The organism is Streptomyces sp. 3211.6, from assembly GCF_003634815.1.
Taxonomy (GTDB): Bacteria; Actinomycetota; Actinomycetes; order Streptomycetales; family Streptomycetaceae; genus Streptomyces; species Streptomyces katrae_A.
In genome coordinates this window covers 3078339-3096689 of the sequence record NZ_RBXC01000001.1, presented here as the reverse complement: position 1 = coordinate 3096689, position 18351 = coordinate 3078339, and the positions used below count along the sequence as shown (strand labels likewise).

Annotated in this window: 19 protein-coding genes and 1 tRNA gene; 10 read left to right on the top strand and 10 right to left on the bottom strand. The window is 73.7% G+C overall.

All coding sequences use genetic code 11. The features are described 5' to 3' along the window. The first annotated feature begins 17 nt into the window (after positions 1-17). Entirely contained in the window at positions 18-614 is a 597-nt protein-coding gene (locus tag BX286_RS14170) for a histidine phosphatase family protein (protein ID WP_079427174.1), read from the top strand. Between the two features lie 133 nt (positions 615-747). Here BX286_RS14170 and BX286_RS14160 read toward each other — a convergent pair whose 3' ends face one another. Beyond that, positions 748-2076 carry a transcriptional regulator gene (locus BX286_RS14160; protein ID WP_079427172.1) on the bottom strand — a complete coding sequence of 443 codons (1329 nt, stop codon included), beginning with the start codon at positions 2074-2076 and terminating at the stop codon, positions 748-750. Between the two features lie 237 nt (positions 2077-2313). On the opposite strand from BX286_RS14160, the gene BX286_RS14155 reads away from it, so the two are divergent. Next, entirely contained in the window at positions 2314-2769 is a 456-nt protein-coding gene (locus tag BX286_RS14155; protein WP_121017640.1) for a hypothetical protein, read from the top strand. A 25-nt stretch (positions 2770-2794) separates the two neighbouring features. Continuing rightward, positions 2795-3691, top strand: coding sequence for a spermidine synthase (locus tag BX286_RS14150; protein WP_079427167.1), 897 nt, complete (start codon positions 2795-2797; stop codon positions 3689-3691). A gap of 26 nt (positions 3692-3717) precedes the next feature. On the opposite strand, the gene BX286_RS36555 is transcribed toward BX286_RS14150, so the two are convergent. Continuing rightward, complete coding sequence (locus BX286_RS36555) at positions 3718-4278, bottom strand: hypothetical protein (RefSeq protein ID WP_079427165.1); 561 nt, start codon at positions 4276-4278, stop codon at positions 3718-3720. 78 nt (positions 4279-4356) lie between these two features. Here BX286_RS36555 and BX286_RS14140 point away from each other — a divergent pair, with 78 nt between their 5' ends. The 4 genes from BX286_RS14140 (at position 4357) to BX286_RS36550 (ending at position 7519) form a co-directional block, all read left to right on the top strand. Beyond that, positions 4357-5043, top strand: coding sequence for a response regulator transcription factor (locus BX286_RS14140; protein WP_185117278.1), 687 nt, complete (start codon positions 4357-4359; stop codon positions 5041-5043). Continuing rightward, on the top strand, positions 5040-6440 hold the full coding sequence (locus BX286_RS14135) for a HAMP domain-containing sensor histidine kinase (protein ID WP_079427161.1): 1401 nt from the start codon (positions 5040-5042) through the stop codon (positions 6438-6440). The genes BX286_RS14140 and BX286_RS14135 overlap by 4 nt, the downstream gene beginning before the upstream one ends. Before the next feature lie 134 nt (positions 6441-6574). After that, entirely contained in the window at positions 6575-7249 is a 675-nt protein-coding gene (locus BX286_RS14130) for an NADPH-dependent F420 reductase (RefSeq protein ID WP_079427159.1), read from the top strand. A 105-nt stretch (positions 7250-7354) separates the two neighbouring features. Beyond that, a complete protein-coding gene (locus BX286_RS36550) occupies positions 7355-7519 on the top strand; it encodes a hypothetical protein (RefSeq protein ID WP_159036783.1) in 165 nt (54 codons plus the stop codon). Here the strand turns inward: BX286_RS36550 and BX286_RS14125 are convergent. From BX286_RS14125 to BX286_RS14105, 5 genes are all read right to left on the bottom strand, one after another. Beyond that, positions 7516-8697, bottom strand: coding sequence for an MFS transporter (locus BX286_RS14125; RefSeq protein ID WP_148710269.1), 1182 nt, complete (start codon positions 8695-8697; stop codon positions 7516-7518). The genes BX286_RS36550 and BX286_RS14125 overlap by 4 nt on opposite strands. A 237-nt stretch (positions 8698-8934) precedes the next feature. After that, a tRNA-His gene (locus BX286_RS14120) sits at positions 8935-9007 on the bottom strand. 105 nt (positions 9008-9112) lie between these two features. Further along, positions 9113-9715 (bottom strand): oligoribonuclease, encoded by a 603-nt coding sequence (gene orn, locus BX286_RS14115; RefSeq protein ID WP_079427155.1) that lies wholly within the window; start codon positions 9713-9715, stop codon positions 9113-9115. Positions 9716-9807: 92 nt separating this feature from the next. Continuing rightward, a complete protein-coding gene (locus tag BX286_RS14110; protein WP_079427153.1) occupies positions 9808-10980 on the bottom strand; it encodes a helix-turn-helix domain-containing protein in 1173 nt (390 codons plus the stop codon). 376 nt (positions 10981-11356) lie between these two features. Next, a complete protein-coding gene (locus tag BX286_RS14105; protein ID WP_398898507.1) occupies positions 11357-11626 on the bottom strand; it encodes a hypothetical protein in 270 nt (89 codons plus the stop codon). A 502-nt stretch (positions 11627-12128) separates the two neighbouring features. Between BX286_RS14105 and BX286_RS14100 the strand changes: the two genes are divergently transcribed. Beyond that, on the top strand, positions 12129-12662 hold the full coding sequence (locus BX286_RS14100) for a universal stress protein (RefSeq protein WP_079427149.1): 534 nt from the start codon (positions 12129-12131) through the stop codon (positions 12660-12662). Positions 12663-12759: 97 nt separating this feature from the next. Next, a complete protein-coding gene (locus BX286_RS14095; RefSeq protein WP_079427147.1) occupies positions 12760-13329 on the top strand; it encodes a GPR1/FUN34/YaaH family transporter in 570 nt (189 codons plus the stop codon). Positions 13330-13423: 94 nt separating this feature from the next. Here the strand turns inward: BX286_RS14095 and glmS are convergent, their stop codons facing one another. From glmS to BX286_RS14080, 3 genes are all read right to left on the bottom strand, one after another. Then, positions 13424-15241: a glutamine--fructose-6-phosphate transaminase (isomerizing) gene (glmS, locus tag BX286_RS14090; RefSeq protein WP_079427145.1), complete on the bottom strand. Its 1818-nt coding sequence runs from the start codon at positions 15239-15241 to the stop codon at positions 13424-13426. Between the two features lie 92 nt (positions 15242-15333). After that, positions 15334-15609, bottom strand: coding sequence for a hypothetical protein (locus tag BX286_RS14085; RefSeq protein WP_079427144.1), 276 nt, complete (start codon positions 15607-15609; stop codon positions 15334-15336). Positions 15610-15715: 106 nt separating this feature from the next. After that, positions 15716-16606, bottom strand: coding sequence for a DUF4429 domain-containing protein (locus BX286_RS14080; RefSeq protein ID WP_079427142.1), 891 nt, complete (start codon positions 16604-16606; stop codon positions 15716-15718). Positions 16607-16670: 64 nt separating this feature from the next. Between BX286_RS14080 and BX286_RS14075 the strand changes: the two genes are divergently transcribed. After that, positions 16671-18308, top strand: coding sequence for a beta-N-acetylhexosaminidase (locus BX286_RS14075; RefSeq protein WP_121015069.1), 1638 nt, complete (start codon positions 16671-16673; stop codon positions 18306-18308). Positions 18309-18351: the final 43 nt, after the last annotated feature.

The window sequence follows — 18351 nt, the reverse complement described above, 5'->3', positions numbered from 1 at the left end:
GACCGGGAGAAACGCTGATGGCCCCGCGCATCCTGCTGGCCCGCCACGGCCAGACGGCATGGTCCCTGCTCGGCAAGCACACCGGGCGCACGGACGTGCCCCTGCTGGAGGAGGGCAGGCAGGGGGCGAAGCGGCTGGGCGAGCGGCTCGCCGGCGAGCCCTGGAGCTCGCTGCGCGGCCTGGAGGTGCGCACCAGTCCGCTGGTCCGGGCGAGCGAGAGCTGTGACCTGGCGGGCTTCGGGGCGCAGGCCGAGCCGTGGGACACCCTCATGGAGTGGGACTACGGCGACTACGAGGGGATGACCCCGGCCGAGATCCAGGCGGTCCGGCCGGGCTGGCTGATCTGGCGCGACGGGGTGCCCGGCGGGGAGGCCGTCGCCGACGTCGCCGCCCGCGCGGACGAGGTGGTCACCTGGGCGCGCTCGGCCGAGCGGGACGTCCTGGTCTTCGCGCACGGGCACGTCCTGCGCACCCTCGCCGCCCGCTGGCTGGGTTTCGAGGCCTCCTTCGGCGCGCGCATCCGCCTGGACCCGACCTCCTTGTCGGTCCTGGGCTGGGCGTACGGGGCGCCGGCCCTGGAGCGCTGGAACGACACGGGGCACCTGGACGGGTAGCCCCCGGCCGACCGTCCCGCCCGGGCCTCCGTCCGGGCCTGCGTCCGGACCTCGGCCTGCGCCCGGGCCTCCGTCCGGGCCTGCGTCCGGACCTCGGCCTGTGCCTGTGCCCGGCCCGGGCCCGGGCCCGCGTCTACGCCTGTGCCTGGGCGTGGCGGGTCAGGAAGGTGCCGACGCGTGGGGAGCGCTGGTGCGGGACCAGGGTGCGGGCGGTGCCCGCCAGCATGGCGCGGATCCGGGTCGACTGGACCTCCGCGAGCAGGTCGAGCACCCGCCCGCCCGCCCAGGCGGCCTCGTCGGGCGCCCCTGCGCGGGCCAGGTCGTCGGCGAGCTCGGCGGTGTAGAGGGCCACGTTCCGCGCGAAGTGCGGGTCCTGGAGGTCGGCCGCCCGGCGGGCGTGTCGCGCCGCGCGGGCGTGTTCCCCGAGCGCCGCCCAGCAGCGGGACTCCAGGGACTCCAGCTCGGCCTCGCCGAAGAAGGACATCCACTCCGGGTCGGCGGCGCACGCCCCCCGCGCGAACTCGGTGTGCGCCCGCGTCAGCGCCTCCTCGCAGGCCCTGCGGTCCCCGAGCCCCGACCAGCCGCCCGCCTCCCGCAGCGCCAGCAGCGACAGCAGCCGGGGCGAGCCCAGCGAGCGGGCCGCCCGCCGGCCCGCCTGGGCGGCCCGTACCGACTCGCGGGGGCGGCCGCAGTCCCGGGCCAGGAAGGCCATGTTGCTGAACGCGTGCGCCTCCAGACCCGCGTCCCCCGCGACCCGGGCGGTGGCCAGGGCCTCGGCGTAGTGCGAGCGGGCGTCCTCGAAGCGGCCGGAGTCGTGGGCCAGCCAGCCCACCGAGACGGCCAGCTCCCCGGCGCCCGCGTGCAGCCGGTCCTCCGTGGACTGCCGGGTGGCTCCCGCGTCGAGCAGGGCGTAGGCGGTGCGCAGGGGCTGGGCGGCCCGCCGGTAGAGGGCGTCGGCGCCGTGCCGGTCGTCCAGCAGCCGGATCTGGCGCACGGCGTCCTCGACCGCGGCGGCCTCGGCCTCGCCGGCCCGGGAGGGGATGCGGCGGCTGTCGCCGAGCAGGGTGAGGCCGAGCGTCGCGGCCGCCACGGTCGCGGAGCCGCTCGCCATGAACGCGCGGCGCAGCACGTCGCTCTCCTTGGAACGGTGGATGAGGTGGGTGAAGACGGGCGGGGTGGGCAAGGCGCGCTGCGCGGCCCGCCCGCGGACCGCCTCGCGGGGGGAGAAGCCCAGGTCGGCCAGGGTGCGGCCGGGGAACATATGGAGGAAGACCCGCTCGTAGGCGTAGTTGGGGCAGCGGATCTCGCCCGATTCGACGCGGCCGATGTAGCGGGCGTCGCAGGAAACCGTTTCGCCGATCTCCCGTGCGGCCCGGCGCACCATGGCCGCGAACTCGGCGGGGGAGTGCGCTCCGCGCAGCCGGCGGAAGCTGGAGTTGGGTGAGTGGGGTGACGCCGCCATGGACGCTCTGCCTCTCTGGACACGCTCGCCCCGGAGTCGGGTGCTCCGGCGCGCATGAACGTACCGCCAGCGAGGGGGGCCTCATGCGGTGTTTGGCTACAAAACGGATATCTCACCCGCGATCCGCCATGAACTGCCATCCTTTGCGGCGTCTTGCCGCCGCACCTGTTGACGCTTCGCGGCGTTGAACCCATGCGGATACGGATCGAGGAGGGGTTCCCCTTGGTGGAGGCCGGCATGGACAGCATTGGTACGAACACCGCGCCCGAGGCCGGCGCGACCCCCCTTACCGCCCCGGCCCCGGCGCCGGCCCCGGTCCCGGTCCCCTTCCCGGCGCCGGACCTGGTGACGGTCTCGGTCCGGCAGGGGCTGGAGGCCGTGGACATCATCCGCCGGGGCGCCGGGCAGGCCGTGCCCGCGGTCGGTCCGGTCCTGCACGACTGCTCCGGCGACACCCTCGGCTTCCTCGTCCCGCCCGGCACCGCCGACGCCTGGGACCTGCCGGGCAGTGCCTGTACGCAGACCAACGGGCGCGGGATGCGCTTCGGCGACCTGGCCGCCGCGCCCCCCGCGGGCGGTACGGGCTGGCTGCTGCCGCCGGAGGCGGTGGGGCCGGTCACCGATCCGGAGGTGCTGCGGGCGGCGCTCGGCGAGGCGGCCCGGCTGATCGAGGCGGCCGACAACTGCCGGTGAAGCTCTGGCCAGCGATAATGGGGGCGTGGCAGGCAAGGGTACGGGCAGGGACAAGGGCAGGAACCGCGACGCGGCGGCCCGGCGGGGTGCCGCCGAGCCGGTCACCGGGCAGGTGGGCGGCGGTCTGGCCGAGCTGTCCCCGGACCGCGAGCGCGCCCGCGCCTGGACCCTGCTGATCGACGGGGCTCCGCAGTCCCACGTCGACCTGGACGACCCCGGGCACCTGGACTTCGCCTACCAGCGCCGCATCGGCCACCTGATCGACCTCATCGCCCCCGCCCGGCAGCCCCTGAACGTGGTGCACCTGGGCGGCGGCGCCTTCACCCTGGCCCGCTACACGGCCGCCGCGCGCCCCCGCTCCGCGCAGCAGGTGGTGGAGGTCGACGCCGCCCTGGTGGCCTTCGTACGGGAACACCTGCCGCTCGACCCGCAGGCGCGGGTCCGGGTCCGGGCGGTCGACGCGCGGGCGGGGCTGGCGAAGGTCCCGGACGGCTGGGCGGACCTGGTCATAGCGGACGTGTTCAGCGGGGCCCGCACCCCGGCGCACCTGACCAGCGCCGAGTTCCTGGACGACGTGCGCCGGGCGCTGTCGCCCACCGGGTGGTACGTGGCCAACCTCGCCGACGGGCCCCCACTGGCGCACCTGCGGGGCCAGGTGGCCACCGCCGCCTCCCGCTTCGAGCGGCTGGCGTTGGCCGCGGATCCCGTCGTCTGGCGGGGGAAACGTTTCGGCAATGCGGTGCTCGTGGCCTCCGACCGGGAGCTGCCGGTCGCGGAGTTCACCCGCCGCGTGGCGAGCGACCCGCACCCGGGCCGGGTGGAACACGGCCGGGCCCTGACGGACTTCACCGGCGGAGCGCCCCCCGTCTCCGACGCCTCGGCGACCGCCTCGCCGCAGCCGCCGGCCTCGGTGTTCCGCTAGGCCAGGTCAGGCCGGGCCGGGCGGGGCTACGGGTCGACGGTCTCCACCGTCGGCGGGTGGTCGTGCCAGGTGCAGAACACCGACACCTCGCGGCCGTCACGGGTGAACGTGACCCGGATCCAGAAGTCCTGCTTCCACACCTGCACCCGCCACCCCGCCTCCGGGGTCGCCGAGACCAGGGCGGCGGAGGAGGTGCCGAGGTCGAAGACCACCCGGCCGCCCGAGACCGAGTACCCCTTCACGTTCCCGGACCCGCCCTGCCCGCCGGCCTCCTGGACCGGGCGCTGCTGCCCGGCCGGCGGGGCGGACTTCGACCGCGCGGGCGCGGAGGGGGAGACCGGCGGTGACGAGGAACCCGGTGCGGACGGCGAGGGCGGGGCCGAGGGCGGCACGGACCCGGCCGGCGGCGACGGCACCGGTTCCGGCCCCCGCGTCGAGGAGGACAGCGGCCGGGTCGTCAGCGGAACCGCGAGCGGAGGATCGTAGGCCGTCCCGGACATGACGGTGCGCACACCCCACCACGACAGGGTCACGGCGGCCGCGGTCGCCACCACCCAGGCCATGGCATGTACAAGTCCTCGTCGCATCAGGGCACATAGTGCACCACACGTCACAGACCCGTCCCGGCACCTCCCGGGGTCGCCCGAATGGACTACCGTGCGCCCATGGCTAGTGTGCTCGTGGTCGAGGACGACCAGTTCGTACGTTCCGCCCTGATCCGGCACCTGACCGAGGCCTCCCACACCGTACGGAGCGTCGGCACGGCGCTGGAGGCCCTGCGGGAGGTCGCCCACCACCGCTTCGACGTGGTCATCCTCGACCTCGGCCTGCCCGACCTCGACGGCTCCGAGGCGCTGAAGATGCTGCGGGGCATCACCGACGTGCCGGTCATCATCGCCACGGCCCGCGACGACGAGGCCGAGATCGTCCGGCTCCTCAACGACGGCGCGGACGACTACCTCACCAAGCCGTTCTCCGTCGAGCACCTCTCCGCCCGGATGGCCGCCGTCCTGCGCCGCTCCCAGGCCGCCGCGGCCGAACCGCCCCCGCGCGTGCTGCGCGTCGGCGGGCTCGCCATCGACCCGCTGCGCCGCCAGGCCGAGCTGGACGGGGCCGTACTCGACCTGACCCGGCGGGAGTTCGACCTGCTGGCGTTCCTCGCCGGGCGGCCCGGGGTGGTCGTCGCCCGGCGCGAGCTGCTCGCCGAGGTCTGGCAGCAGTCGTACGGGGACGACCAGACCATCGACGTCCACCTGTCATGGCTCCGCCGCAAACTCGGCGAGACCGCCGCCCGGCCGCGGTACCTGCACACGCTGAGGGGCGTGGGCGTGAAGCTGGAACCGCCGCTGTGAGATGGGCGCTGGTCAAGGTCTGTCTGGCCGTCACCACCATGGTGGCCGTGGCCTTCGCGGTGCCCCTGGGGCTCGTGGTGCAGGAGATGGCCAGCGACCGGGCCTTCTCCAATGCCGAGCGGCAGGCCGCCACCATGGGGCCGACCCTGTCCATCACCACCGACCCGGTCCAGCTGCGCAAGGCCGTCGAGTCCACCGAAATGGGCGCCGCCCGGCGGATGGCCGTCCACGTCCCCGCCATCGGCGGCGCCGCCCCCGTGGACATCGGCGACGGCTGGGCGGGCGCGCACGCGGTGGCCGAGACCCGCTCCATGGGCCGGGCCACCACCGCCGGGGCCGCCGGCGGGGGCTCCGCGCTGCTCCAGCCCATCGCCCTCGGCTCCGGGGACATCGCCGTCATCGAGATCTACGTACCGGAGAGCGAGGTCAGCAACGGGGTCGCCACCGCCTGGCTGATCCTCGCCGGCGTCGGCCTCGCCCTGGTCGTCGGCTCGGTGGCGGTCGCCGACCGGCTCGGCGCCCGCCTCGTCCGCCCGGCCGAACGGCTCGCGGACGCCGCGCACCAGCTGGGCGAGGGGCGGCTCGGGGCCCGGGTGCCCGAGGAGGGGCCCAAGGAACTGCGTTCGGCGGCCGTCGCGTTCAACTCGATGGCCGACCAGGTCGTCGAACTCCTCGCCAACGAGCGGGAACTCGCCGCCGACCTCTCCCACCGGCTGCGCACCCCGCTGACCGTGCTGCGGCTCAACGCGGCCTCCCTGGGCGACGGCCCGGCCGCCGAACACACCCGGGCGGCGGTGGAGCAGCTGGAGCGCGAGGTCGACACCATCATCCGCACCGCCCGCGAACAGCGGCCCCCCGCCGCCGCGGCGGCCACGGCCGGCTGCGATGCGTCCGAGGTGATCCGCGACCGGATGGCCTTCTGGTCCGCGCTCGCGGAGGACGAGGGGCGCGAGGTGCGGCTCGCGGGCGTGGACCGCACCGTACGGGTGCCGGTGGCCCGGCCCGAGCTGGCGGCCGCCCTCGACGCCCTGCTCGGCAACGTCTTCCGGCACACCCCCGAGGCCACCCCGTTCGCGGTCGACGTCCACGACGCGGGGGACGCCGTGATCGTCCTGGTCTCCGACGCGGGCCCCGGCATCGCCGACCCGGAGGCGGCCCTGCGGCGCGGCAACGACGGGGGCCGCGACGGCTCCACGGGGCTCGGCCTGGACATCGTGCGCCGCGTCGCGGAGTCCACGGGCGGCGACGTACGGCTGGGGCGCTCCGTGCTCGGGGGGACGGAGGTGCGGGTGTGGCTCGCCCTGGACGACCGCGCCCGGCGCCGCGGCCCGGGCGGCCGCCGCGACCGCCGCGCGCGCGGCAGGCGCAGGGGCGAGCGGACCGGCCCGACGGGGTGAAGGCGCGCCTCCGGTGCCGGGCGGGTGCAATACCGTACGGTCCGGGCCGGTTGGCGGCCGGCACGCAGGGGCCGTCGCGTTCGGCCGCATCCCGCGCACGGCTCGTGTCACACCCTTCGGAAAAGGACATCCGCATGCGTTACGCAGTTCTCGGCACCGGAATCGTCGGCCGTACGGTGGCCGCCCGCCTGGCCTCCCTGGGCCACGAGGTGGTCATCGGCACCCGTGACCCGCGGGCCACCCTCGACCGGGCGGAGTACGCCGCATGGCAGGAGGCCCACCCGTCGGTCGCCCTCGCCGCCTTCCCGGAGGCCGCACGGCACGGCGAGACGCTGGTCAACGCCACCGGCGGACGGGTCAGCGTCGAGGCGCTGACCGAGGCCGACGCCGCCCACCTCGACGGCAAGGTCCTCATCGACATCGCGAACCCGCTGGACTTCTCGCACGGCTTCCCGCCCCGCCTGGACCCGGTCGGCGACGACAGCCTCGGCGAGCTGATCCAGCGCACCTTCCCGCAGCTGCGGGTGGTCAAGACCCTCAACACCATGAACTGCCAGATCATGGTCGACCCCGCCCGGGTCCCCGGCGAGCACTCCGTCTTCCTCTCCGGCGACGACTCCGACGCGAAGAAGGCCGTCCACGCCCTGCTGGTCTCCTTCGGCTGGCCGGAAGCGTCGATCATCGATCTCGGCGGCATCGAGACCGCACGCGGCACGGAGATGCTGCTGCCGGTGTGGCTGCGTCTGATGGGAACCCTGGGACACGCGGACTTCAACTTCCACATCCAGACGGCCCACCCTTCCTCCTGACCCCTTCCTCCTGACGCCTGCCCCCTGAGCTGCCCGGACGGGGGCGCAGATGTTGCCGCGCCCCCGGCCCGTGCGGAGGGTGGGGGGTGACGGAGGGAACCGCACATGAGGGTGATGCTCAGGGCCCACCTGGACACGGCCGCCGGCAACGAGGACATCAAGACCGGGGCCCTGGTCCAGGCGATGCGGAAGTTCCTGGAGAGGGTCCGGCCGGAGGCCGCCTGTTTCGGCCTCCACGAGGGCGTGCGCTCGGTCCGCACCCTCGCCTAGAGCCTGGCCGGCCGGAGCCTGCCGCCCGCCGTGAGGGCCAGTATCGCCGAGGCGGTCACCGCCGCGCAGGACACGGCGAACGCCGCCCGGTGGCCGTACGCGGCGGCCAGGGGGCCGGACGCCGCCGCGGCCAGGGCCTGGCCGACGATCAGGCCGCTGCCCACCACCGTCATCGCCTCGCCCATCCGCAGTTCCGGTCCGGTCCGCTCCACCAGCCCGAACAGGGCGATCAGGTGCGGGGCCACCGCGAGCCCGATCCCGGCGACGGCCGCGGCCGCCCCCCAGGGCCCGGTCACCGCGAGCAGCGGCAGTGTGAGCACCGCCTGGAGCCCGATCGTCCACCGCAGCCGCGTCACCAGGTCCGCCGACCCGGGCCGGGCCACCGTGACGAAACCGGCGGCCGAACTGGTCACCGCCATCGCCGCCCACACCAGCCCGGCCGTACCGCCCTGGCCCAGGGACTTCGCGAGGGCGTTGACCCCCGTGTTGGCCCCGCTCCACGCGGCCCCCTGGAGCACGGCCAGCGCGAACAGCAGGGCCAGCCCCGGCGACCACAGCCGTACGCCGGCCCGCCCGCCCCGCCCCGTCGCCGGCCCGGGCGCGCTGGGGTGCAGGGCGAACAGGGTCCCGAACACCAGGATCAGGACGGCGGCCAGCACCAGCGCCGAGGCCGGGTGCACGGTCACCGCCAGGATCCCGGCCAGCGCGGGCCCCACCATGAAGGAGGCCTCGTCGAGGGTGGTGTCGAAGGACAGCGCCGACCCCAGCAGCGCCCGGTCGGGGCCGGCCAGCCGCGCCCAGCGGGCCCGCGCCAGCGGCCCCACCTGCGGAACGGTCAGCCCGGCCGCGACGGCGAGCCCGATCCGGGCGCCCAGCGGCAGCCCGCTCAGGACGGCGCAGACCAGCAGGGCCAGGACCAGGCCGTTCGCGGCGCAGGCGGCCAGCAGGACCGGGCGGTGGCCGCGCCGGTCGGCGAGCCGGCCGATCACCGGGCCGCCCAGGGTCTGGCCCAGCCAGAGGGCGGCGGCCACGGTCCCGGCGTCGCCGATCCCGTCGCGGTCGTTGATGAGCAGCAGCGTTCCGATGGGGCAGAGCGCGGCGGGGAGCCGGGCGAGGAACGCGTACAGGGGCAGGGTCGTGCCGCCGAGTGCGAACACCCCGCGGAATCCGGCCTTCACGGGCCCGGGCGCGGACCCTGGATCGGACGTCTGCGACGTCCGGGACGTCTCCGGTGCGGACATGGGGCAACCTCCAGCCGCACGCCGACCCTCCCGTGTCTCCGGCGCGCACCGTTGCCCGTTGCCGTGGACGTTAGCCCGGCCGGCCCGGGTCCGGGAACCCCCGCCGGACCCGGGCCGTAGCCGAAAAACGCGGAAGGCCCCGGTCCGCTTTCGCGGACCGGGGCCTTCCCACAGGGTGAGTGACGGGACTCGAACCCGCGGCCACCTGGACCACAACCAGGTGCTCTACCAACTGAGCTACACCCACCATGTCCGGTCGTGGAACGACCGGCCGAAGAAAAGGGTACAGGGTCCGGGAGGGTGCTCGCTCCCCCCTTTCCCCGTACCCCTTGCGGCGGCGCCGCGGGCGGTCCTACTCGTCGGCGACCACGTGCTTGGCGGCGATGGCCTTCGCCGTGTCCGAGTCCGGTCCGGGCTGCGGGACGAAGACCGCCTCGCGGTAGTACCGCAGCTCGGCGATGGACTCCTTGATGTCCGCGAGCGCCCGGTGGTTGCCGTTCTTCGGCGGACTGTTGAAGTACGCCCGCGGGTACCAGCGGCGCGCCAGCTCCTTGACCGAGGACACGTCGACGATCCGGTAGTGCAGGTGGGCCTCCAGGGCCGGCATGTCGCGCGACAGGAAGCCGCGGTCGGTGCCGACGGAGTTCCCGCACAGCGGTGCCTTGCGCGGCTCCTTGACGTGCTCACGCACGTACGCCAGGACCTGTGCCTCCGCGTCGGCCAGGGTCGTGCCGCCGGCCAGCTCGTCGAGCAGGCCGGAGGCGGTGTGCATCTCGCGCACCACGTCCGGCATGTTCTCCAGGGCCGCGTCCGGCGGGCGGATCACGATGTCCACGCCTTCGCCGAGCACGTTGAGCTCCGAGTCGGTGACCAGCGCGGCCACCTCGATAAGTGCGTCGTCCGTCAACGAGAGCCCGGTCATCTCGCAGTCGATCCACACCATGCGATCGTTCATGCGCCCCACCTTATGCCGAAGGCCCCCCGCGGTGGTGTCCGGCCGATGCGGGGGGCCTTCGTCATGCGTCTTCCGGGTCGTCGGGGCGGCGGCTACGCGTGTTCGCGCAGCACCCGGCCCGGGGCGTAGAGCTCCGTCACGCTCGGACCGGACGCGGCCAGGGCCGCCGCGGCCCGCTGGGGCTGCGGGGTCCGCTGGTGCGGCAGCGCGGTCCCGGAGATCTCCGACACGGGGGACACGTCGGCCTGCGGCCGGCGCGCCCGGTAGGCGGAGCGGTAGGCGGCCGGGGAGGACCCCAGCTGCCGGCGGAAGTGGCCGCGCAGGGCGACCGGCGAGCGGAAGCCGCAGCGTCCGGCGACCTCGTCGACCGAGTAGTCGGAGGTCTCCAGCAGCCGCTGTGCCTGGAGCACCCGCTGGGTGATCAGCCACTGGAGCGGCGCGCTGCCGGTCAGCGAGCGGAACCGGCGGTCGAAGGTGCGCCGGCTCATGTAGGCGCGGGCGGCCAGCGTCTCCACGTCGAACTGCTCGTGCAGGTGCTCCAGCGCCCAGGCCACGACCTCGGCGAGCGGGTCGGCGCCGATCTCCTCGGGCAGCGACCGGTCGAGGTAGCGCTCCTGGCCGCCGGTGCGGCGCGGCGGGACGACGAGCCGGCGGGCCAGCGCCCCGGCCGCCTCGCTGCCGTGGTCCGTGCGCACGATGTGCAGGCACAGGTCGATTCCGGCCGCGGTACCGGCGGAGGTCAGCACGTCGCCGTCGTCGACGAACAGCTCGCGCGGGTCGACGTGGACGGACGGGTAGCGCTTGGCCAGCGTCGGCGCGTACATCCAGTGCGTCGTCGCGGGCCGGCCGTCCAGCAGTCCGGCGGCGGCGAGCACGAACGCACCCGTGCACAGGCCGACGATCCGGGCGCCCTCCTCGTGCGCCAGCCGCAGGGCGTCGAGCGCCTCCGGCGGCGGCGGGGAGGTGATGGAGCGCCAGGCCGGGACGACGACCGTGCCCGCGCGGGCGATGGCCTCCAGCCCGTACGGCGCGGTCAGTTCGAGTCCGCCGGTGGTCCGCAGCGGACCGTCCTCCCCGGCGCACACGAGCAGCCGGTAGCGCGGCACTCCGGCGTCCTGGCGGTCGATGCCGAACACGGACAGCGGAATGGAACTCTCGAAGATCGGCCCGCCGCTGAACAGCAGCACGGCGACGATCTCTCTGCGGCGACGCCCCGCGAGCTTCCTGCCCGCGTCGGCGATGACTGCGGTGGAATCCTGGCTCATGGCGCTAAGCCCCCCTTGGGTGTCGCGACTCCTTGGTCTGGTCGCACCTGCACGTTTCCCCTCGGCCTTGCACGTGGATCCCCCGCCGTAAATACATGATCGAATCTACTGCGTCCCGTGGTGTCGGCGTGACAAGTTCAGCACGCAGCGCTATGTCGACTTGGCAACTTGGCGAAAAGCATTCGATCAGGAAGCGTTCCACTCCGCTACCCGCACGGGAACCTCACGATCCGGTCGTGGCCAGTACCCATGGGGTGTTTTCGCCCCCTTCGCTCTGTCGTCGCTGGTGGTAGGGGGGTTGGGGGGACATTCCGGCAAGGGAAGCGTTCGGTCCGGAAGTTGGCTGAAAACAACCGGGTGTGTACGTGCGAATCGGTCAGTCGTGAGGGGAGGGGCCCATGGGGCCGTGGCAGCCGCGGTGGGCGCCGGACCCGCTGCGGGAGTGCCGGCCGCGGTGCCCGTGCGGCTCCCGCCCCGCCACCCGGGCCGCGGCCCGTCCCGCCTTCTCGGAGTGCCGCAGCAGCACCCGGCAGGCGGCGGTGACGGCGGCCAGACCCAGGGTGGCCACGGCGGCCCCGCCGTACGAAGTCCCGTAGACCACCAGGACCACCGGCACGAGCAGGCAGCTGAAGGCGGCCCAGCGCACCACGTCACCCCCGGGGTCGTCATGCGGCCGGCCCGAGGCGGACCGCACGGACGGGTGACGCGGGTAGGGGTGCCCGGAGGGAGCGGAGGATGTCGGCGGAGCGGGCTGGACGGGCTGGACGGGGTGAACCGGATGGCCGGGCACGGCGTACTCCCTGCGGGCTCTTCCTGGACGGTCGGACTCCTGTCCAACGCTCGCGCACAGGTCCCGGTCACTGCGCGCACGGGTGGCGCGAGGGTCTTCCGTCACTGGCTGTAGGGGACAGCGGCCATTGCCAAGGGGGCTCCGCTCCGGCATGCTCCCTTGGACGCTCTCCAAGGGCGGCATGCCCTGTGCAGGACGGGAGTGTCGCCGTACCCTGGTGGGTAAGGGCTTGGAAAGATGCTTCCAGGACAGAACTCCGTCACGCAGCGTCGCCAAAACGCCCGCCTCGTCGTCAGAAAGCCCGAGTCGCCGAAACCGCCCCTGTCGCTTCCCCCGAGGACTTTTCGCCGAGACATCCATGGCCGGTCACGAATTCTTCGAACCCGCGGACCGCAAGCGCAAGCACCAATTCGCCGATTCCGCATCGAGCGACCTGCGCGCGGTGGAACAGACACGCCTGCCCTGCGACCCTGCCTTCCGGCACGGGGTGGTGGTGGGCTTCGACGGCTCCACGTCCAGTGAGCGCGCCCTCGCCTACGCGATCGGCATGGCCCGGCGCTCCGGCTCCGGCCTGATCATCGTGCACGTGGCGAACCGGCTCCCCACGACGGTGTGGGCCGGCTGTGAGCCCCCGGTCTTCGTGGACGTGCCGGACCACCGCACCGAGGTGCTGGGCCTGGAGCTCGCCTGCGCGGACTACCTCTCCGAGGTGCCGTGGATCCTGGTGGAGCGGGGCGGGGACATCTGCCACGAGCTGGAGGAGGTCGGCCGGGAATACTCGGCGGACGCCATCGTGGTCGGTTCCACTCACGGTCTGGTCGGCCGCATCTTCGGCTCGGTCGCGGGGCGTCTGGCCAAGCGGGCGCAGCGACCCGTCGTTGTCATTCCGTGACCCTCTGTATTCCGGTTGTGCGGTTGTGAACCCGCGTAAAGGGTAGATAAGTGCTGCTGGGACGCAGCAAACAACTGCAGATCGAAGGGAGCCCGCCGTGGACAATGGTGTCTCTGCGGGAAGCACGGCCTCGACTTCGACCCTGGGGAACATCGCCCTGGGTCTCACCCTTCTCGCGTTCGGTATCGGCCACACCGGCGTCCTGTCCGGTGTCACCGCTGCCAACTCCGTGTCGCTCGCGATGTACGTCGGCGGCGCGGCCCTCTTCCTCCTCGGTCTCCTGGAATACCGGGGCGGCAACGGGTTCAACGGCACCGCGTTCGCGGGCCTGGGCATCTTCTGGTTCACCTGGGCCAAGGGCGCGGGGGCCACGGTGTCCGACGAGGCGGCCGGAACGTTTCTGGTCCTCTTCGCGATGCTCGCGCTGACCCTCACGCTCGCCGCCGCGAGCGGTCTGTTCGGCCAGGGCGTCTACGGACTGCTCACCCTCGCCCTGATCCTGCTGGCCATAGGCGCCTTCGCGGACAGCGCGGGCCTGGCCAAGGCCGGCGGCTGGGTCGCGGCCGTGTCCGGCCTGCTGGCCTGGTACGGGGCCACGGCGACGCTGGCGCACTGGCCGATGGCCCTCGGCAAGTCGGCCGGAAGGGGAGCGGTCGCGGCGGGCTGAACCCGGCCCGCACCGCGGGCTGGGCGGGCAGGGGCGCCACCGGAGTTACCGGTGGCGCCCCTGTCGCGTACCGCGGGCGGTGCTGTGGCGGGTCCTACTCGACCGTGACCGACTTCGCCAGGTTGCGCGGCTTGTCGATGTCCCGGCCCAGGGCCAGGGCGGTGTGGTACGCCAGCAGCTGGAGCGGGATGCCCATCAGGATCGGGTCCAGCTCGTCCTCGTTCTTCGGGACGAGGATCGTGTGGTCGGCCTTCTCCTGCACCCGGTGGGCGACCGCCAGGATCCGGCCGCTGCGGGCCTTGATCTCCTCCAGCGCCGCGCGGTTCTTCTCCAGCAGGTCGTCGTCCGGGACGATCGCGACCGTCGGCATCGCCGGCTCGATGAGCGCGAGCGGGCCGTGCTTGAGCTCGGAGGCCGGGTAGGCCTCGGCGTGGATGTAGGAGATCTCCTTCAGCTTCAGGGAGGCCTCCAGGGCCACCGGGTAGCCGCGCACCCGGCCGATGAACATCATCGACTTGGCCTCGGCGTACTCGGCCGCCAGCTTCTTGATGTCCTCCTCGCCCTCCAGGATCTCCTGGATCTGGCCGGGGAGCTTGCGCAGGCCCTCGATGATCCGCTTGCCGTCGGCGACGGACAGGTCGCGGATGCGGCCCAGGTGCAGGGCGAGCAGGGCGAACGCGGTGACGGTGTTCGTGAAGCACTTGGTGGACACGACGCAGACCTCGGGGCCGGCGTGCACGTACACGCCGCCGTCGGCCTCGCGGGCGATGGCCGAGCCGACCACGTTGACCACGCCGAGGACGCGGGCGCCCTTGCGCTTGAGCTCCTGCACCGCCGCGAGCACGTCGTAGGTCTCACCGGACTGGGAGACGGCGATGTAGAGGGTGTCGGGGTCCACGACCGGGTTGCGGTAGCGGAACTCGGAGGCCGGCTCGGCGTCGGCGGGGATGCGGGCCAGGCTCTCGATGAGGCCGGCGCCGATCATGCCCGCGTGGTACGAGGTGCCGCAGCCGAGGATCTTGACCCGGCGGATGCCGCGGGCCTCGCGCGGGTCCAGGTTCAGGCCGCCCAGGTGGACGGTGGAGAAGCGGTCGTCGATCCGGCCGCGCAGCACGCGGTCGACCGCGTCGGGCTGCTCGGAGATCTCCTTGTGCATGTACGTGTCGTGGCCGCCCATGTCGTAGGAGGCGGCCTCCCACTCCACGGTCTCGGGCGTGGCGGTGGTCGTCGTACCGCTGGTGGTGTACGTGCGGAAGTCGTCGGCCTTGAGGGTGGCCATCTCGCCGTCGTCGAGGGTGACGACCTGGCGGGTGTGGGCGACGAGCGCGGCGACGTCCGAGGCGACGAACATCTCCTTCTCGCCGATGCCGAGGACGACCGGGGAGCCGTTGCGGGCGACGACGATGCGGTCGGCGAAGTCGGCGTGCATGACGGCGATGCCGTAGGTGCCCTCGACGACCTTGAGCGCCTCGCGGACCTTCTCCTCCAGGGTGACGGCCTGGGAGCGGGCGATCAGGTGGACGAGCACCTCGGTGTCGGTCTCGGAGACGAAGACCACACCGTCGGCCTCCAGCTTGGCGCGGAGCTCGGCGGCGTTGTCGACGATGCCGTTGTGGACGACCGCGACCTTGTTCTCGGCGTCCAGGTGCGGGTGCGAGTTGATGTCGCTCGGCGCGCCGTGGGTGGCCCAGCGGGTGTGGGCGATGCCGGTGGTGCCGGCGAAGCGCTTGGGGACGCGGGACTCCAGGTCGCGGACCCGGCCCTTGGCCTTGACGACCTTCAGGGCTGCCGACTTCGGGCTGTTGACGACGATGCCCGCCGAGTCGTAGCCGCGGTATTCGAGCCGCTGGAGGCCTTCCAGCAGCAGTGGTGCCACGTCACGCTTGCCGATGTAACCGACGATTCCGCACATACGGTGTTGCCCCTCCTGAAGTTCGGTGTCCGTGCCCGGACGCGTACCGGCCCCGTGCGGGGCCCGCCCCCGGCTGGAGACGATGCGGCGTCTCAGCCGTAGACGATGCGGCGCAGCTGCCGGAGCGAGAGCTCCGGGGGCGCCACGGCGCGGTGCGGCAGTTCCGCCGCGATCCGCTCGAAGATCTCCGCGTTGACCGCTCCGCCGGACTGCAGCTCGCGGTGGCGGCGACGGACGAACTCCTCGGTCGTCTCGTCGAAGTACGCGAGTACGTCGAGCACCACCCGGGCGGCCTCGCCGCGCTGCAGCGCGGTGGTGCGTACCAGGTGGTCGACGAGTTCGTCATGGGACGGTCGGCGGTCGAGCACCAGTAGATATTGACGGCCTAGGGGCAGAAACGCAAAGATCCTGCCCGGAATCGGGCAGGATCATGCTGGTCTGGACCAAGGAATAGGTGATTCCGGTCTCGTTTGGTTAGAAACCGCCCAGAATGGCGGCCTTCGCCGCCGTGAACTCGTCCGCGGTGAGGACCCCGCTCTGGTGCAGCTCCCCCAGCTCGCGCAGACGCCGCAGCAGGGTGTCGTGGTCCGCCGGCTCGCCCGCCAGGGCCGGGGCCGCCTCCGCCAGGGGGACGGGGGCGGGGGCGGGGACCTGCGGAGCCGGGGCCGCCGGGTGCGGCATCCGTACCGCCACCGCCGCCGCGACCAGGGCCATCAGCGGGTCCTTCTTGAAGCCGAAGAGCTCCACCGTGTGCGGGTCGTACTTGGGCGCGGGGGCCGGCGGGGCACCCGTGAGGGTGAACCGAAGCCAGCCGTTCTCCAGCCCCTTCGAGGGGGTCCACTCCACCGTCCGCACGTCCGCGACCCGGAACTCGCGCGGACCGCCCGAGGCCTTCGCCTCCTCGGTGGTCCAGTTCCAGTCCAGCACCACCCGGTCGCCGTCGAAGGAGGCCGTCCCGTCGCCCGCGCCGACCGAGATCGGCACCGCCGGGCCCGGCAGCAGATAGGCGTCCGACGGGCCGGGATCCACCTGCTCCAGCAGCAGGGCGCTGCGCACCTCGTCGACGAAGTACTCCGCCACCCCGGTCCGGTCCGGCTCCACGCCCAGCCGGTACGGGTCCGAGGACTCCGGCAGCCGTCCGCCGGTCACCTGGAGCAGCGGGTCCGCGCCGTCCCGCAGGCGCAGCCGCAGCCGCCCCGACTTGCGGCCCGGCTCGTAACTGATCCCCCCGATCGCGCGCAGCGGCACGACCACCTCACCGAGCTGCTGCCGCAGCAGCCCCACCCCCTTGTCGCGGCCCGGCACGATGCGCACCGTGTCCCCGTCGAAGGTCCAAGTACCGTCCTTCTGGATGATTTCCGCCATCCGGGGATTCTCCCATCGGGTCCACGGGGTCCGGCTGGAGGCCGTTTGGCCTATACCTGGGCGCATGAGAGTCCTGCGCCGCACGCTCGGCACCCTCGTGGCCCTGGCCGCCGTCTGGCCCTCCGCCGCCTGCACCGCCGCCCACGGGGACGACGCCAAGCCGGCCGCCGCCGCCGTGCTCACCCCGTACCAGCGGCTCCTGCCGGCGCCGGCGGCCGTGCGCGCCGAGGGGCCCGGCTACGCCTTCGGGGCGGGCACGGTCATCCGTACGGGAGGGCCGGGCGCCCCTGAGGAGGTCCGGCGGATCGGCGAGCTCCTCGCGGAGCAGCTGCGCGGGCCGACCGGGCTGCCGCTGCCGGTGGTGGACGGGGCGGACGGGCCGGGCGGGCCGGGAGGGTCGGGTGGGTCGGGCGGTGAGGACGGTGGCGGCGACGGGGTGAGGCTGCGGCTGGACGGCGGCGCGGCGGACCTGGGCGAGGAGGGCTACCGGCTCCGGACCACCGCCACGGGCGTCACCCTCACCGCCCGCACCCCGGCCGGTCTCTTCCACGCGGGCCAGACGCTGCGGCAGCTGCTGCCGGCACGGGGCGCGGGGACGGTCCCGGGCGGGACGGTGACGGACACCCCGCGCTTCGCCTACCGCGGTGCCATGATCGACGTCGCCCGGCACCACTTCCCGGTCGAGCAGGTGGAGCGGTACGTCGACCAGCTCGCCCAGTACAAGATCAACACCCTGCACGTGCACCTCACCGACGACCAGGGCTGGCGGATCGCCGTCGACTCCTGGCCCCGGCTCGCCGAGTACGGCGGCGCGAGCGAGGTGGGCGGCGGGCCCGGCGGCTCCTGGTCCAAGGACGACTACCGCGAACTGGTCGCCTACGCGGCTGACCGCTACGTCACCCTCGTCCCGGAGATCGACATGCCGGGCCACGTCAACGCCGCCCAGGCCGCCTACGGCGAGCTGACCTGCGACGGCAAGGCGCCCGCGCGCTACACCGGCGTCAAGGTCGGCTTCAGCTCGCTGTGCGTGGGCAAGGAGCGCACGTACGAGTTCATCGACGACGTCCTCGGTGAACTCGCCGCCCTCACCCCCGGCCCCTACCTCCACATCGGCGGCGACGAGGCCCACTCCACCCCGGCGGCGGACTACGCCAGGTTCATGGACCGCGCCCAGGCGGTGGTGGCCCGGCACGGCAAGACGGTGATGGCCTGGCACCAGCTCGCCTCGGCCCGCCCGGCACCGGGCGCGGTCCTCCAGTACTGGGGCCACGACCGCACCCCCGCCGCGGAGAAGGCGGCGGTGGCCGCGGCCGCCAAGGCGGGCCACCGGGTGGTCCTCTCCCCGGCGGACCACGCCTACCTGGACATGAAGTACGACCAGCAGACCCGCCCGGGCCTGGCGTGGGCCGGGTACGTCCCCGCCCAGCGCGCCTACGCCTGGAACCCGGGCTCCTACCTCCCCGACGTCCCCGAATCCGCGGTCCTGGGCGTGGAGGCCCCCCTCTGGACGGAGACCATCTCCACCCGCGCCGACTGGGAACTGATGGCCTTCCCCCGCCTCCTCAGCCTCGCGGAACTCGCCTGGTCCCCGCCCGCCGCCCTGAACTGGACCACCCACCGCCAGCGCCTGGCGTCCCAGGGCCCCCGCCTGGACGCCCAGGACATCACCTACTACCGCGCCCCGGAGGTGCCGTGGCCGTAGCCCTCGCCCCTTCGCGGGCCCAGTGTCCACCGGCTTGACGGAA